Source organism: Tidjanibacter massiliensis (assembly GCF_900104605.1).
Lineage (GTDB): Bacteria > Bacteroidota > Bacteroidia > Bacteroidales > Rikenellaceae > Tidjanibacter > Tidjanibacter inops.
Genome location: NZ_LT629960.1, coordinates 1015702 through 1032211 on the forward strand (window position 1 = coordinate 1015702; position 16510 = coordinate 1032211).

At 57.8% G+C, this 16510-nt stretch carries 10 protein-coding genes and 1 pseudogene; 6 read left to right on the forward strand and 5 right to left on the reverse strand.

What is annotated here, in order from left to right; genetic code table 11:
* Positions 1 to 422: 422 nt before the first annotated feature.
* The 4 genes and pseudogenes from BQ5361_RS05460 to BQ5361_RS05480 all read right to left on the reverse strand — a co-directional run bounded on the left by BQ5361_RS05460 (position 423) and on the right by BQ5361_RS05480 (position 6711).
* Complete coding sequence (locus tag BQ5361_RS05460; protein WP_052131006.1) at positions 423 to 995, reverse strand: SLOG family protein; 573 nt, start codon at positions 993 to 995, stop codon at positions 423 to 425.
* A gap of 75 nt (positions 996 to 1070) precedes the next feature.
* Positions 1071 to 2780 carry a potassium/proton antiporter gene (locus BQ5361_RS05465; RefSeq protein WP_022064323.1) on the reverse strand — a complete coding sequence of 570 codons (1710 nt, stop codon included), beginning with the start codon at positions 2778 to 2780 and terminating at the stop codon, positions 1071 to 1073.
* 308 nt (positions 2781 to 3088) lie between these two features.
* Positions 3089 to 5211, reverse strand: a pseudogene (locus BQ5361_RS05475) (outer membrane beta-barrel protein).
* Between the two features lie 669 nt (positions 5212 to 5880).
* Complete coding sequence (locus tag BQ5361_RS05480; protein WP_022064326.1) at positions 5881 to 6711, reverse strand: TonB family protein; 831 nt, start codon at positions 6709 to 6711, stop codon at positions 5881 to 5883.
* Between the two features lie 187 nt (positions 6712 to 6898).
* Between BQ5361_RS05480 and BQ5361_RS05485 the strand changes: the two genes are divergently transcribed.
* The 6 genes from BQ5361_RS05485 to BQ5361_RS05510 all read left to right on the forward strand — a co-directional run bounded on the left by BQ5361_RS05485 (position 6899) and on the right by BQ5361_RS05510 (position 15215).
* Positions 6899 to 8290, forward strand: coding sequence for a bifunctional UDP-3-O-[3-hydroxymyristoyl] N-acetylglucosamine deacetylase/3-hydroxyacyl-ACP dehydratase (locus BQ5361_RS05485; protein WP_022064327.1), 1392 nt, complete (start codon positions 6899 to 6901; stop codon positions 8288 to 8290).
* Positions 8291 to 8450: 160 nt separating this feature from the next.
* A complete protein-coding gene (gene lpxA / locus BQ5361_RS05490) occupies positions 8451 to 9251 on the forward strand; it encodes an acyl-ACP--UDP-N-acetylglucosamine O-acyltransferase (RefSeq protein ID WP_022064328.1) in 801 nt (266 codons plus the stop codon).
* A 216-nt stretch (positions 9252 to 9467) separates the two neighbouring features.
* A complete protein-coding gene (gene rimP / locus BQ5361_RS05495) occupies positions 9468 to 9932 on the forward strand; it encodes a ribosome assembly cofactor RimP (protein WP_035472521.1) in 465 nt (154 codons plus the stop codon).
* A 68-nt stretch (positions 9933 to 10000) separates the two neighbouring features.
* The gene (gene nusA / locus BQ5361_RS05500; protein ID WP_022064330.1) at positions 10001 to 11230 is read left to right on the forward strand and encodes a transcription termination factor NusA; all 1230 of its coding nucleotides are present in this window, start codon (positions 10001 to 10003) and stop codon (positions 11228 to 11230) included.
* A 124-nt stretch (positions 11231 to 11354) separates the two neighbouring features.
* The gene (infB, locus tag BQ5361_RS05505) at positions 11355 to 14234 is read left to right on the forward strand and encodes a translation initiation factor IF-2 (protein ID WP_035472523.1); all 2880 of its coding nucleotides are present in this window, start codon (positions 11355 to 11357) and stop codon (positions 14232 to 14234) included.
* A gap of 291 nt (positions 14235 to 14525) precedes the next feature.
* The gene (locus tag BQ5361_RS05510) at positions 14526 to 15215 is read left to right on the forward strand and encodes an MIP family channel protein (protein WP_022064332.1); all 690 of its coding nucleotides are present in this window, start codon (positions 14526 to 14528) and stop codon (positions 15213 to 15215) included.
* A gap of 118 nt (positions 15216 to 15333) precedes the next feature.
* On the opposite strand, the gene tsaD is transcribed toward BQ5361_RS05510, so the two are convergent.
* Entirely contained in the window at positions 15334 to 16386 is a 1053-nt protein-coding gene (gene tsaD, locus BQ5361_RS05515; RefSeq protein ID WP_022064333.1) for a tRNA (adenosine(37)-N6)-threonylcarbamoyltransferase complex transferase subunit TsaD, read from the reverse strand.
* Positions 16387 to 16510: the final 124 nt, after the last annotated feature.

Consider the following 16510-nt stretch of genomic DNA (forward strand, 5'->3'; position numbering starts at 1 on the left):
CCGGCCCGACACACGCTCACTGCCTGCACGAACCTCCCGTTCTTTTCGCGGTATGCTGCAATCTCACGACTAAGTTCCCGCAGGAAAGGATTGAACAATCCCACCTTCTATTCATAATCAATATTCTACGTTGATTATTTCAGCAACATCTGTGCCACAATACGGATATGGTCTGTTTTTTCCGCGAATATTCCTATTCCCGTTTTCCATACTTCCGGTCCCAGCCACGTCGCTGCTTCGAACTGTCCGAACAATTTATCAACACACTATCAACAACCCGACGCGGGGTTATCGACAGAAAACCGCCCTTTTATCGACAAAAAACGAATACGGAAACAATCCTCTCCCGCTTTCCGCCTCCGTCCGGAAAAAGCCCCGTCCGGACCCGATACTAATATAAGAGAGAAAGAGACGAACGGCCGTCAAGGATAGAACAGAGCAGGTTCTCCGGAGCAGATATTGACGACCGGCACCCCGCGGCTGTACGCCCGCCGGAAGGTATAGGCGGTTCCGCCCCTCTGCCCGTCGTAGTAGCCCACCACCACCGAGGCGTTATCGACCAGAAAATCGTTGCGGCGGTAGAAACACTCCGGATAATAGCGGTCGGAGAGCACCCGAACCGCTACGGCACGAGCACAGATGAACCGGTACTCATCGAGGGAGGCAGGCGCGTATCCCCGCTCCTGCCCGCGAAAGGGAATGACCGCCGCAACCGCTGCATCGGGGCATCTTCCCCGGTCGCGCAGGGCAAGCACTTCGGCCGCCGCCCACAGGTCGAACCCCTCCGCCATACCGGACAGGAAGAGCCGCACGCCGCGGTCATACAGTCCGGCAACAACGGGGCGCAGCAGTTCTCCCACACGCTGCCGCGCATCGCCCTGCGGAAAGGCCGCGAGGAATTTGGCCGGTCTGTATCCCGTAAAGGCGGCGCACTCGGTCCTTCCGAATCCGAACGTCTCCGCCTCGCCACCGTATAAAACCCCCGTCCGCATCATCCGACAATCCGATTCCGGGATAACCGGCGCTGCCCCCGGCGGCGGAAGGTCTTCTCCCGCCGCCGAGCCACCCGGTCACTCTCCTCCGCGCTCGGCATCCTCTTCATCCTCCATTATCTCCTCATAAAACCGCGAATCTTCGCGTATCTCATCCGTACCTATATCGAAATCGGGAAGAGGCGTTTCCGCCCCGCTGTCGGCCGACACGAAGGCCCCGTCGTCCGCTCCGTCGGGCGTATGTCCGACGCGCCTGCCCCTGCGCACGAAACTTCCCAACGTGCGCAGAGCCTTGTGACGGAACCCCTCCCTGCCCGACACGGCATAATCCTCCGGCAGGCGTGCCTTCTCGCCGGTAATGCAGAGTACCTTGTCTCCCGGCCGCAGTTCGGTGTCGCCTTTGGGCACGATGTAATCGTCCCCGCGGCGTATCATCATCACCAGCGTATTGGCATCGAGCCGGATATCCCTCATCCGGTTTCCGTGCACGAGCCAGTCGGGCCGCACCTCCTTCTCGGTAAGCTGCGCCTTCACCTCATCCGGCATGTCGATACCGAAACTGTCCTCCTCGAGCTCCGTGGAGAGACCCAGCACGTTGGCCATGGAACTCACCGTAGTGCCCTGTACCAGCAGCGACACGATGGTGATGAAAAAGACCGTATTGAATATCATCCCCGCATTTTCCAGCCCGGCCACGAGCGGGTAGGTAGCGAAGATGATGGGAACGGCTCCCCTCAGCCCCACCCACGAGACATAAAGCTTGCCCTTGACCGTAATCTTCCGAAAAGGTGCAAGACACAGGAACACGCTCACGGGACGTGCCACGAGTATCATAAAAACCCCCACGAGCAGCCCGGTCTCCACCACGTCGAGCATTTCGTGCGGATTCACCAGCAGACCGAGCGAAATGAACATCACAATCTGGAAGAGCCACGTATAACCGTCGAAGAAGGTGGTCAGGCTCTTCTGGAACACTATCTTGTGGTTGCCGACCACCAGTCCGGCGATATAGACGGCCAGGTAACCGTTGCCGTGCACGAGGTCGGTCAGCGAGAAGATGAGATACACCAGCGCGAGCAGGAGTACCGAATAGAGCGATTTGTTGTTCAGGTTGATATGGTTGAGCACATAGACGGCGAACCGGCCGAGCAGGTATCCGGCCACGGCGCCTATCGACATCTGCATGACGAAAGTCAGCACCGACTGCCACACGTTTATGTCGCCCTGCGATACCGCCTGCACGAGAATTATCGTCAGAATGTAGGCCATCGGGTCGTTACTTCCGCTCTCCAGCTCCAGCAGCGGCCGCAGGTTCTGCTTCAGCCCCTGTTTTTTGGAGCGCAGGATGGAGAACACCGACGCCGAATCCGTGGAGGACATCACCGCCGCGAACAGGAACGATTCGGTCAGCGAAAGGCGGACGCCGAAAACGCCACTGATGAAATAGATGAAGAACCCCGTCAGCGCAGCGGTCAGGAACACCCCGACCGTAGCAAGCACCACCCCCTCGGCCACTACGGGACGTATCTCGGAATACTTCGTATCCATACCGCCGGAAAAGAGGATGACGCTCAGCGCGAGCATACCGATGAACTGGGCCGTATTGGAGCTGTTGAACTGGATGCCGAGTCCGTCGCTGCCGAAAAGCATACCGATGAAGAGGAACAGAAGCAGCGTCGGCGTACCGAACTTCGCACCGGACTTGGCAGCGAATATCGCAACGATTAAAATAATGGAGAACAGCAGGACGATGTTGCCGCTGCTCAATAGAAACTCAACCAATCCCATGACGTAATCCCAAACCTAAAATATCCGAAGCCGTCCGGCCGTACGGTGACCGTGCCCCGCTTTTCCCGGGAAACGGACCGCCTCTTTCTTCCGCGATTCCTGCAAAATTAAAACAATCCGCGAATCCTCAAAAATTATTCCGCAGCCGGATGTCCGAACGACGGTGCCGCCCCTACCCGAACAGCCGAACGGAAAGACACCGTACCCCCGCCCCGACACCAGACCGTCCGCCGCAGGCCCGGAAGGTCCCTGTCCGCCCCAATGAAAAAGTCCGAACAACCAATGGTCTCCGCAGCCGCTTCAGCATATCATAACTCCTCCTGCATCTCTTGCAGCATTTCCACCGTCCTGAAGGGTTTACGAACATTGTGCCGGAACCGGAAACTCGCCGAAAGCGATATCCATTGCCGGTTGTGATTCCGCCGCCGTATCACGGCATAGTAGGAACCGTCGGTCTTCACCGTCTCCTGAATCTGCCATTTCCGGTAGAACAGGCCTCCGAATCCGAGCGACACGTACAGCCTGCCGTCGAAAAAAGTTTTGTAAATCGAGCCGCTGAGTCCGTACGAATCTCCGGAATGCGATTCGAGACCGACCGTCGGGGAGGAACCGGAGAGGCTGAGCTGTGCTCCCATCGAAGGCAGGACAGCGAACATCAAAGATGTATAAACTTCGGCATGCCAATCATCGTAGCTCATCGTTCCGTAACGATTGGACGCATAATAGCCGTATATATGCGCACTCAGCCGCAGCCAACCGGTCAGCGGTAATTGACACCGACCGACAGGGAATGCGTTAAAGAGAGGCCGAGATTGACGGGAGAGACAATCGACAGACCGGAGTCGTCGGACGGCAATGTCGTAAGGTTTTGCGACATATGCTGCGCCCGGTCGAATCCGTACGCGAACGTCCACCGCCCGCGGTGCGTATAAGTCAGGTCCGCGCAGAATCCCGTATACGGTTCGAGCCGCGGATTCCCGACATAATAGCTGTTCTCGGAAATGCGTACCGGCAGCGGAGAGAGTTGAGCAGGGTCGGGCAAACTGCCGCCGTAACGATAGATGTCGAGATTCAGGTTGTCTCCCTTCCCGCGGTTGAAGGTATAAGCAAGACTTGCCGACGGTATGAACCGCCAATAGTCGTGATGTCCTGCGTTGCCGCCGGTCTTATAGTCGATACGGTCGTATTGCATACGCACCCCGACCATGTAGGAGAACCTGCCCCGGCTCCCCGAATACTCCCCGTAAAGAGCCGCTCCCTGCGTCTCATTGCCGTAATACATGGATGTTTCCGGATTCGGCGTCCGCTCTCCGCCCGTCATATCCTCTCTTCGTCGGTCGAACCGTGCACCGATTCGGTAATATCTTCCCCCGACGCTCAGCAAACCTCCCGACACGAAATATTTGTCCATATCGATGCGGGTATCCAGCGCATCGGCAGACTGCGCATGGAATTCCCGATAGGTCTCCTCCGTACCGGCAGACGGCACGGAACGATAATCGGTACGCCGTTTCGAGGCCGTGTGCATATAATCGGCCTTTACGGCAAACTGCGAACCGAGCGTGTCGATATCGAACGTATAGTTGAATGCGGCCTGATATTGCGGGAGGAGCATCTCGCCGTCATATGCGTACTCCCCGAAGGCATTCGACTCCGTATTTCCCGCTATCTCTCTGCATATCGAGGCTACGGAAGCGTTGTCACGGCCGTCAAGCCTGACCCGGACCGTGAAGCCGACCGCATGACGGTCGGACAAGTCATAAACGACACCGAACGTTTCGCTCAGGCTCCGGGCGGCACTTCGCTCCGTCACATCGGAAAATTGCGTGTAACCGCCGCGACGGAACTCTTCCTGCCGCGTTTGCGTTTCATACCCGTAACCGTATGCGCCGCTCAAATAGTTGTAAACATTCCATCGCCCCTTCTGATAGTTGAAGATGAACGGAAGCCGGTAGAGAGAAGACTGCGGCGTAAACGACACGCTGCCGGTTACCGTACCGTAATAACCTCCGTCGTCGGGCCGCCGCAGCGTGATGCGCACGACTCCGCCTTTCGTCGTGGCGTCCTCCGAGGCTCCGGCCCGGTTCTGAACCGATACCTTCTCTATATCTTCGGCTCGCAGGGCCGCGAGTTCGTCCCTGTCCTCCACGCGCCGGTCATCGATATAGACGATGCCGACGCTTTTACCGTGTAGCCTCAGGCCGTCGTACGTCGTAATGCCGGGCAGCAGTCCGAGCAGTTCGTTCGCATTGCGGTTGCGGGCCAGCTCGCTCCCCTCCATAGTGACTTCGTACCGGCCGGCCGAATACCGGATGGGAACGCCGAGCACTTCGACGGCTTCGATGTATTCGGCCGAGGGGGTGAGTACCGTCTCCAGCCGAACGGTCTCTTCGCCGACGACCACGAAAGAGTCGCAGGTCTCGAAGGCCATGTGTTCGCACCGTATCAGATAACACCCGTCGCCGGGAAGGGGAATACTCCAGAAACCGTCGTCATCGGTCACGGCGGTTCCGACCGCCTGGCCGGTCGTCGCACCCTCCGACGATTCCGGAAACACCGATACCACGGCATAGGGTATCGCGGTGCCCGTCGTGTCGCGCACGATGCCCTCCGCGGTGCATGCGGTCGATTGGGCATGCAACGTACCAGGAAACACAACGGACCATACTGTCAGCAGTATCGATAAGGCATATTGCCGCAGACGAGATATTCCCACGGTCGTTCATTCAATTCATTGCAAGATACGCACAATGCCATGTATATACAATAACATTGTACCGGCCTCAGGGAAAAAACGGCAGAGAAGAGTGTCTGTTCCCGCCCGGCCGCAGTACGGGAATGCAGCTGTCCGCGAAAGACGGACGGGATTCCGCTTTCGCAAGACATCGCGTCGGCCGTTTGCCGCAGTCCTTCCCTGCAAACGGAACCCTCCGCAGCGTTACGAACGGGCGCAGGCCGAAGATTCCTGCCGAGAGACGGAAAGGAAACCGATGAAAGAACCGCCGCCTGCCGCTTCGATACGGCCGATACGGCGGACAGGCCGGGTACGGAAGGGGATTCGGCGCCACTGCCCGAGACACGGCGGAAGGAGAAGGCAGGACTACTGCGGCACGAAGACATACGTGACAGTGCCCGAATGGCGCCCCGGAGCGGACGGGTCCACATTGAAACGCGACCGCATGGCAACCTCCAGCGCCGCCTCCGTCATGCAGTTGTCGGACGCGGAACGGGACTTGTCCACGCTGGCCGAGAGCACATCGCCGTTCCGGCTCACGACAATATCCACAACGACCGTTCCGCCGCCGGAACATTTATAGGAAGGAACGGGCAGATTCACGGCATGGCGGACAGGCCGGGCGAGCGAGAAGGAGACCGTCACCCCGCCGGCGATTCTGGCATCCCTGCGCTCCGCGCTCCGCTCCTCCGGACGGCGTTCCTCGCCGAGCATACCGAGCATCTGTTCGTATTCGGCGCCGTTGCGCTCCATCTGCTCCATCACCTCCTCGGAACGCTCGAACAGCTCGCGCGTCTCCTCGCTCAGCGACTCCTCCATCTCCTCCGCATGCTCGTTGGAGACGGCATTTTTCACCTCCCCGTAATCGGGGGCCTGCATGCCGTTGAGCATATCGTTGAGCCGCTGCGCCCGTTCAAGCTCCTCTTCGAGCCGCTGGAGCTCCTCCGCCTGGCTGAAATCCATCACGATGGCGGCATCTTCCCGACGGGGCTGAAGGATAATCCGCGAAGAGAGCAACACGATGGCGACAAGCAGATAGACGATAACGGTAATACAGATGGTTTCGCGGTTATCGTATATCCACTCGCCGGCCTCCCGCCTGCGCTTCTTCGCAAAAGGCAGGTCGAGGTCGGGCGGCGGTCCTGCGGGCACCCCCCATTCGTACTCCTCTTCGTTCCTCTCCTCTCTTCTCTCCATACGCAAAGTCCACCGCCTGCAAACGAATGCGGGACAAACGGCCCCCAAGCCTGTACCACCGCCCACCCGCAATAAGGCACAGAGACGGTTTCTACGGCCATTTTCAAGCGATTTGCAGACAAAAGTACGGATTCTTTCAAGAAATTAATATCTTTGCACGATAAAATTAACCGATACTTAATACCTTATGGCTGATAACCAAAAGACGCTGAAAGCTCCGGTAGCATTCAGCGGCAAAGGACTCCATACGGGCATGGAATCGAACATGACCGTCCACCCCGCCCCCGCAGGCAGCGGCATCGTATTCCGCCGCACCGACCTCGAAGGGCGCCCCGAAATACCCGCCCTGGCCGATTACGTCACCGATACGTCGCGGGGTACGACCATAGAGAAAGGCGGAGCAAAGGTGTGCACCATCGAACACATCATGTCGGCCCTCTGGACGCTGGGCATCGACAATGCCGTCGTGGAGATTGACGCCCCCGAGACACCGATAATGGATGGCTCGGCAAAAGATTTCGCCGCCGCCCTGTCGGAGACCGGCCTCGAAGAACAGGAGGCCGAACGGCAATATTACGAGGTACGCGAAACGATAGAATTCGACTACCCCGAAAAGAATGCGTCGATAGTCATCTATCCCGACAGCAAATTCAGCGTATCGGTCCATGTGGACTACCATTCGCGCGTGGTGGGAAACCAATACGCCACCTTCTCCGAGGAGGAGGACTACGCGAAGGAGATAGCTCCCTGCCGTACCTTCGCCTTCCTGCACGAACTCGAACCCCTGCTGGCCGCCAACCTCATCAAGGGGGGCGACCTGGACAATGCGATAGTGGTGGCCGAGAAGGAGGTTTCTGATGCGGAACTCGAACGCCTCGCACGGGTTTTCGACAAAAAGGACATCCGCATCACGGACGGATACGTCAACAACCTGCAGCTCCGCTTCATCAACGAAATAGCACGACACAAACTGCTCGACGTACTGGGCGACCTGGCACTGCTCGGCATGCGGATAAAGGGCCGCGTCCTGGCCAACCGGCCGGGCCATTTCGTCAATACGGAGACGGCACGGGCACTCAAGCGCAACATCAAGCGCGACGCGAACCGCCCGTCGTTCGTCTACGACCCGACGGCCGAACCGGTCTACGACATCAACCGTATTCGGCGCACCCTGCCCCACCGCCCGCCGTTCCTGCTCGTGGACAGGATATTCCACATAGACGAAACGAGCGTAGCCGGCATCAAGAACGTCACCATGAACGAACCCTTCTTCGTCGGGCACTTCCCGGAAGAACCTGTAATGCCGGGCGTGCTCATCATCGAGGCCATGGCACAGTGCGGAGGGATACTCGCCCTCAACAGCGTACCCGACCCGGAGAACTACTCCACCTATTTCCTCCGCATAGACAATGTGCGGTTCAAGAACAAGGTGGTACCGGGCGATACGCTCCAGTTCGAGCTGAAACTCACGGAACCCATCCGGCGCGGCATTGTTGTCATGGAAGCGAAAGCGTATGTGGGCGGCAGGCTCACCACGGAAGCGTCGCTGATGGCACAGGTAGCCAAAAACAAGGCATGACGGCAGGGAAGGCCGCCCCTTCCCGACGGGGAAGAGGGCGGCCTTCTCCACGATATGCAAACCCGTCCGCAGGGCTCCGGCGGTACGCCCGCCGCTTGGCGGAAAACGTAAGGAGACTCGGCCGGGCAAATAAACCGAAGACAAACAAAACACTTACGCAATGATAAGCAATTTAGCCTATGTCCATCCGGACGCAAGGCTCGGCAAAGACGTAGTAGTGGAACCGTTCGCATACATAGCGGGCGACGTGGTGATAGGCGACGGCTCCTGGATAGGGCCCAACGCCGTGGTACTGGATGGAGCACGCATGGGCAAGGGATGCAAGATACACTCCGGTGCAGTGATAGCCGGCGTTCCGCAGGACCTCAAGTTCAAAGGCGAATACACCACGGTCGAAATGGGCGACTACAACACCGTCCGGGAATCGGCCACCGTAAACCGCGGTACGGCCGCCAAGGGAAAGACGGTTATCGGCAACAACAATCTCATCATGGCCTGTGCACACGTAGCGCACGACTGCGTGGTGGGAAGCAACTGCGTAATCGTGAACAACGTGCTCCTTGCCGGCGAAGTCGAAGTAGGCGACTGGGCCATCGTGGGTGGCGCATCGGCCGTACACCAGTTCGTCCGCATCGGCCGCCATGCCATGATAAGCGGCGGTTCGCTCGTGGCGAAAGACGTTCCGCCGTTCGTAAAGGCCGCCCGTTTCCCCATCACCTTCGTAGGGGCCAACTTCATCGGACTCCGCCGCCGCGGCTTCACTGCCGAACAGATAGGCGAAATACAGGATATCTTCCGGGTGCTCTTCCAGGACGGCCACAACTACAGCCGCGCATGCGATATCGTGATGGCACAGTTTCCCCAAAGCGAGGTACGCGACGAAATCGTAGAGTTCATCCGCTCTTCGAAACGCGGCATCCTGAAACCCTACAATGCCTCCATAGCGGCGGAAGAGGAATAGCATTTTCATTTTTAAGCGCCGGATATTAGGAAAATAAAATATATTGCGCTATATTTGCACCCGTTACGTGATAACGGAAGAGACGGATTTGGGGACGAGAGTCCCCAAATTTCGTAATCGGAAGCAGCGTACGGCCAGACCCCGGAACGGGAAACGGCCCGCAAACAGCTATCGGAAAACGCCTTACACACAAGGCCGGAAAAGCAACGGAACAGAATGGACGCAGACAAAATAAGGAACATAGCAGAAGAGGAGCTCGCCGAAGGCAGCCTGTTCCTCGTGGAGGTGAACATCACCCCCGGCAACGAAATAGAGGTCGTGATAGACAGCGACGGTTCGGTGGACATCGACGACTGCGTCGCCCTGAGCCGTGCCATCGAGGAGCGCCTCGACCGTGAAGAGGAGGATTTCGAACTGACGGTCACCTCGGCAGGGATAGGCCGACCGCTCAGGCTGCTGCGCCAGTACCGGAAACTCATCGGCCGTCCTGTGGAAGTCGTGCTGCTCAACGGGACGAAAATCATCGCGGAACTGCGCGATGCCGACGAGGGTTCCGTCACGCTGGCCTATCGGGAGATGCGGGCCGTAGAGGGAAAGAAACGCAAACAGGGATTCGATGTGGTGCAGACCTACCCTCTTTCGGAAATAAAGAGCACCAAGGAGTTCCTCGATTTCAAATAGCACGGCCGTCCGTTCTGCGGACAGGGCCGCATTACAGGGAAATATAACATTCACTATCAAATAAAACCATGGACAACCTCAATCTGATAAGCAACTTCGCCGAGTTCAAGGAGCTTAAGAATATCGACAAGAGTACGATGATAGGAGTACTGGAGGATGTTTTCCGCCATCTGTTGATAAAGACTTACGAAACGGATGAGAACTTCGACATAATCATCAATGCCGACAAGGGCGACCTCGAAATCTGGCGCAACCGCATCATCGTGGAGGACGGCCAGGTGGAGAACCCCAACCAGCAGATATCCATTTCGGACGCCCGCAAACTCGACGAAACCTACGAAGTGGGCGAAGAGGTGGCCGACGAGATAAAACTCGATTCGTTCGGACGCCGCGCAGTGCTTTCGCTGCGCCAAAACCTCGCCTCCCGCATCCTCGATCTCGAAAAAGCCAACCTGTTCGAGAAGTACAGCGAACGCGTGGGCGAGATAATCACGGGCGAGGTCTATCAGGTGTGGAAAAAGGAGATACTCGTGCTCGACGACGAGGACAACGAACTGATACTTCCGAAGAGCGAACAGATACCGAGCGACTTCTTCCGCAAAGGCGACACCATCCGGGCCATCGTATCCAAGGTGGAGATGCGCAACAACAGCCCGGTCATCATCCTCTCCCGCACGGCACCCGAATTCCTCGAAAGGCTCTTCGAACAGGAGGTGCCGGAGATATTCGACGGCCTCATCACCATCAAGAAAATCGTCCGCATACCGGGCGAACGGGCCAAGGTGGCCGTGGAATCCTACGACGAACGCATCGACCCGGTGGGCGCATGCGTCGGTATGAAAGGTTCGCGCATCTACTCCATCGTCAAGGAGCTGCGCAACGAGAACATCGACGTGGTGAACTGGACCGCCAACACCCAACTGCTCATCCAGCGTGCCCTGAACCCGGCCAAAATCTCCTCCATTACCATCGACGAGGAGAAGAAGACGGCGTCGGTGTACCTCAAGCCGAGCGAAGTGTCGCTCGCCATCGGCAAAGGAGGACTCAACATCCGGCTGGCCAGTATGCTGACCGGCTATGACATCGACGTCTACCGCGACGTAGAGGAGGAAGACGTGGACCTGCAGGAGTTCTCCGACGAAATAGACCAGTGGATAATCGACGCACTGAAGGGCATCGGCTGCGATACGGCCAAGAGCGTCCTCGAAATATCGCCCGACGACCTCGTTCGGCGCACCGACCTGGAAGAGGAGACCATCCGGGAGGTCATCAGCATCCTCAAATCCGAATTCGAATAGCGGATTACGGAGCCCGCACCGAGTATCCCGGATGTCCGGCGGCCGAGGGGATACGGAGGGAAAGCGGGTTTTGCCGTCACAAACGTAAACAAAAAGAGAAACATAACGCCGAAAAGAGATTTATATGTCAAACGAAAAAAAACTCAGACTCCTACAGGTTGCGAAGGAGTTCAAAGTAGGCATTGCCACCATTACGGATTTCCTTGCGAAGAAAGGGGTCCACATAGAAAGTTCGCCCAATACGCTGGTCGAACCGGATGTCTATGCGGTTCTCGCGAAGGAGTTCGGCGGCAACCGCAGTGCCAACGAGCGGGTCAATGTCCGCGAGCGGATAAACCTGAAACCCGAAAGCGTATCGCTGCACGACAAGAAGGATTCGCCGCGTGCACACGACAGTGAGTTCGAAGAAGAGGTAGTCATCAAAAGCGGCGTTATAAGTGCCAGGGACGAAATTCGTACCGGCCCGAAAATAGTGGGCAAGATAGACCTCTCCGGAGGAAACCGCAAACCTGCAGCTCCGCAACCGGCTGCAGCCAAGAAGGAGGAGCCCAAAGGCTCCCCCGTACAACCCGCAAAGCAGGAAAGTGCCAAACCCGTACCCTCCCCTGCTCCCCAGCCGAAAACTCCGGCGGACAGCAAGGAGAGCGCTTCCGAAAAACCGGCTGTATCACAGCCCCGACCGGAGGCACCGACGGCCGGAACACGGCCTGCCGGAGAACCCGCCGCCCCGAAACCGGAGACCGGCACTGCGACGGCAGCCAAACCGGAAATCGTCATACAGGAGAAGACCTACGACCAGCGCATGGCCGAGAACCGCGACGACGTCTTCCGTCCGAGCGACGAGACGAAACTCACAGGACCGAAAGTTCTCGGCAAGATGGATGTACAGAGCCTCGGTCCGGCCGGCGGCCGACGCGAAAAACGCAAGCGCATCGGCAAAGACAAGGTGGATGTGACGAAACAGCAGCCCTCCGGCCCCGGGGCACGGGGCGGACAGGGTCCCCGCGACGGTCAAGGCGGAGGCCGGGGAGCCGCGCAAGGCCCTCAGTCCCGGAAGGACAGGAAGAAAAAAGGCGCTCCGAAACCCGTCGTACGCCCCGAAGTGAGCGACGAAGAGGTTTCGAAGCAGATAAAGGATACGCTCGCCCGTCTCACCTCCAAAGGAGGCAAGAACAAGGGAGCGCAGTACCGTAAGGAGAAGCGACTCGACGCCCGTGCCCGCATGGACGAGGCGATGGAGAAGGCACATATGGAGGAGTCCATCCTCAAGGTCACCGAATTCGTGACGGTCAGCGAATTGGCCACCATGATGGATGTTCCCGTTACGGAGGTCATCACGGCATGCATGAACCTGGGACTGATGGTCTCCATCAACCAGCGGCTCGATGCGGAGGCGTTGGTCATCGTCGCCGAGGAGTTCGGCTTCAAGGTCGAATTCGTCACAGTGGACATTCAGGAGGCCATTGACGAAGACCGCGACGACGAACAGGACCTCGTGGAGAGACCGCCTATCGTAGCCGTCATGGGCCACGTAGACCACGGCAAGACCTCGCTGCTGGACAACATCCGCAAGACCAATGTCATCGAAGGCGAAGCGGGCGGTATCACGCAGCACATCGGCGCTTACAGCGTAGACCTCAACGGAAAGAAAATCACGTTCCTCGATACGCCCGGCCACGAAGCCTTCACGGCGATGCGTGCCCGAGGCGCCAAAGTGACGGACGTGGCCATCATCATTGTAGCGGCGGACGACAGCGTCATGCCCCAGACGGTGGAAGCCATCAACCACGCCTCCGCCGCCGGTGTCCCGATAGTCTTCGCAATAAACAAGATAGACAAGCCGGGAGCCAATCCGGAAGCCATCAAGGAGCAATTGGCCCAGATGAACTACCTCGTAGAGGACTGGGGCGGCAAATACCAGTCGCAGGAGATTTCGGCCAAGAAGGGCATCAACCTCGACAAGCTGCTCGAAAAGGTGCTGCTCGAAGCCGAACTACTTGAACTCAAAGCCAATCCCGACAGGAAAGCCACCGGTACGGTCATCGAATCGACACTCGACAAGGGACGCGGCTACGTAGCCACCCTGCTCGTACAGAACGGCACACTGCACATAGGCGACCCGATGGTAGCGGGCGTCTATTCCGGCAAGGTAAAGGCCATGTTCAACGAACGGGGCCAGAAGGTAACGGCCGCACCGCCCGCCACGCCCGTACTGGTGCTCGGCCTCAACGGAGCCCCGCAGGCCGGCGACACCTTCAATGTCATGGAGGATGAACGCAGCGCAAGGGAAGTGGCGAACAAGCGCGAGCAGCTCCAGCGTATCCAAGGTCTCAAGACCCAGAAACACGTCACGCTCGACGAGATAGGACGCCGCATCGCCATAGGCAACTTCAAGGAGCTGAACATCATCGTCAAGGGCGACGTGGACGGCTCGATAGAGGCAATGACGGACTCGCTCATCAAACTCTCCACCGAGGAGGTGCAGGTGAATGTCATCCACAAGGCCGTGGGACAGATTTCCGAATCGGACGTCATGCTGGCCATGGCCTCCAATGCCATCATCGTCGGCTTCCAGGTACGTCCGAGCGGCGGCGCCCGCCGCATGGCCGAGAAGGAGGAGATAGAGATAAGGCTCTACTCCATCATCTACGACGCCATCAACGACATCAAGGACGCCATCGAAGGTATGCTCGAACCGGTGAAGAAGGAGGAAATCGTATGTTCGGTCGAGGTACTCGAAACGTTCAAAATCACCAAGGTCGGTGTCGTGGCGGGCTGCGTAGTACGGGAAGGGAAGATAACCAGAAATACCCCCATCCGCGTCATCCGCGACGGTATCGTCATCCATACGGGCCGTCTCGGTTCGCTCAAACGTTTCAAAGACGACGTCAAGGAGGTATCGGCCGGTATGGAGTGCGGTCTCAACATCGAAAGCTACAACGATGTCCGTGTCGGCGACTTCATCGAAGGCTACGAAATCGTGGAGGAGAAACGCAAACTTTGATTCACGGCACCGTCCCGATAGGGACGGCAGAGAGGCAAAAGGCCGGATACCATTGTATCCGGCCTTTTTGTGTCGTTAACAGCCGCGACGACCGCCGGTACGGACAAGTTCCCTCGTCCGCATCCGGCGCCGACGGGAAGGAAAGACCCGAATAAGTTCGTTTTTTCTTTCCGATTTCAAATAAAACAGATAATTTTATGAAAATTTTTCAGACAGGACGCTTTCTCCGACCTGCCGCCTAAAACTGAAAAAGGGGATTTTCCCGAACAGATAACCTAAAAACCAAACATCATGAAGAAGTATTTTGCAGAGATGCTCGGTACGATGGTACTCGTACTGATGGGATGCGGCAGTGCCGTATTTTCAGGGCACATCGCCGGTATCGTGGGAACGGGCGTAGGCACGCTCGGCGTCGCACTGGCCTTCGGCCTCTCCGTGGTAGCCATGGCCTACACGATAGGGAACATTTCGGGCTGCCACATCAATCCGGCCATTACGCTCGGCGTATGGCTTTCCGGCCGGATGAAGGGCAAGGAGGCCTGCATGTACATGCTGTTCCAAGTCATCGGAGCCATCATCGGCTCGGCCATCATCTACGCACTCGTATCCACAGGCATACACGAAGGGCCCACCCTGACGGGAGCCAACACCTACACGGAAGGTACGGCAGTGCAGGCATTCATCGCAGAGGCACTCTTCACCTTCATCTTCGTTCTGGTCGTTCTGGGAGTCACGAGCCAAGACAAGGGCAATGCGAACATGGCGGGACTGGTGATAGGTCTTACGCTGACGCTCGTCCATATCGTCTGCATCCCCATCACGGGTACCTCCGTCAATCCCGCACGCAGTATCGGGCCGGCCATCTTCCAGGGAGGCGCCGCCCTGTCACAACTGTGGCTTTTCATCGTCGCTCCGCTCATAGGAGCCGCCCTGTCGGCACTCGTATGGAACCTGTTCGACAAAAAGCCGGTGAAAGCCTGACGCACGACATCCGCTTCTTTGACACAGCAAGGCCCTCCGTGAAAAACACGGAGGGCCTTGCTCTCCTTTATCGGAAATATTCCTGTCTGCCGGCTGCTCCGACAGGCATCGACCGGATTCACTCGCCCGAAAGCATATTCTCGATACGGGCTTCCGGAGCGACGGAAAGCGAACTGAACTCACCCTGACGGTAGCGGAAATACCCCGTAACGGCTATCATGGCGGCGTTGTCGGTCGTAAACTTCAGCGGCGGCAAGAACGTCCGCCAGCCGCGGCGCTCCCCTTCGGCCGTCACGCCTTTCCGCAATCCAGAATTGGCAGATACCCCGCCGGCTATCGCAATGTCTCTTATCCGAAACTCCCGGGCCGCCCTGACCAATTTGCCCAACAGGATATCCACGACGGTTTTTTGAAGCGAAGCGCACAGGTCGTTGATATTCGCCTCGATGAAACCGGGCTCCTCCTTCACCCGGTCGCGCAGGAAATAGAGGAACGACGTCTTCAGCCCACTGAAACTGTAATCGAAACCCGGCACGGAAGGTTTGGCGAACCGAAAACGCTCCGCATCGCCCTGCGCCGCCAGGCGGTCGATGACCGGCCCGCCGGGATAAGGCAGCCCCATCACCTTGGCGCACTTGTCGAAAGCCTCGCCCGCCGCATCGTCTATCGTGGTGCCCACGATTTCCATCTCAAGCGGAGCCGTCACCTTTACGATTTGGGTATGCCCTCCCGATACGAGCAGACACAGGAACGGAAACGAAGGATGCGGAACCGTCTCGCCCGGAATATCGATGAAATGCGACAAAATATGCCCCTGCAAATGATTGACCTCCACAAGCGGTATATTATTTGCAACGGCCAATCCTTTGGAGAACGACACTCCGACGAGCAGGGAGCCGAGCAGGCCGGGCCCCCGGGTAAAGGCGATGGCATCGAGGTCGGAGACACCGACCGACGCGTTTTTAAGCGCCGTATCCACCACGGGAACGATGTTCTGCTGATGGGCACGCGAGGCGAGTTCGGGAATCACGCCGCCGTATTGCATATGCACCGCCTGCGAGGCGATGACGTTGGAAAGCATTTCGGTACCGCACAGCACGGCTGCCGAGGTATCGTCGCACGACGACTCGATGCCGAGAATCACGGCACCGGAGCGGGATGAATTTTCCAAGACCTGTACTTTTAATTGACAAATGCCCCTTCACGCCCCTTTAAAACAGGGATAACGGATGGCAGTTTCGTTAAAAATTAGTAAAATTGCGATTCGTTCCGCGGGCCTTTAATGGGGAGTGAAA

Coding starts and splice junctions, on each gene's coding strand:
- nusA (WP_022064330.1), top strand. CDS start 10,001: ATGGACAACCTCAATCTGATAAGCAACTTCGCCGAGTTCAAGGAGCTT.
- lpxA (WP_022064328.1), top strand. CDS start 8,451: ATGATAAGCAATTTAGCCTATGTCCATCCGGACGCAAGGCTCGGCAAA.
- BQ5361_RS05460 (WP_052131006.1), bottom strand. CDS start 995: ATGATGCGGACGGGGGTTTTATACGGTGGCGAGGCGGAGACGTTCGGA.
- infB (WP_035472523.1), top strand. CDS start 11,355: ATGTCAAACGAAAAAAAACTCAGACTCCTACAGGTTGCGAAGGAGTTC.
- BQ5361_RS05480 (WP_022064326.1), bottom strand. CDS start 6,711: ATGGAGAGAAGAGAGGAGAGGAACGAAGAGGAGTACGAATGGGGGGTG.
- rimP (WP_035472521.1), top strand. CDS start 9,468: ATGGACGCAGACAAAATAAGGAACATAGCAGAAGAGGAGCTCGCCGAA.
- BQ5361_RS05465 (WP_022064323.1), bottom strand. CDS start 2,780: ATGGGATTGGTTGAGTTTCTATTGAGCAGCGGCAACATCGTCCTGCTG.
- BQ5361_RS05510 (WP_022064332.1), top strand. CDS start 14,526: ATGAAGAAGTATTTTGCAGAGATGCTCGGTACGATGGTACTCGTACTG.
- BQ5361_RS05485 (WP_022064327.1), top strand. CDS start 6,899: ATGGCTGATAACCAAAAGACGCTGAAAGCTCCGGTAGCATTCAGCGGC.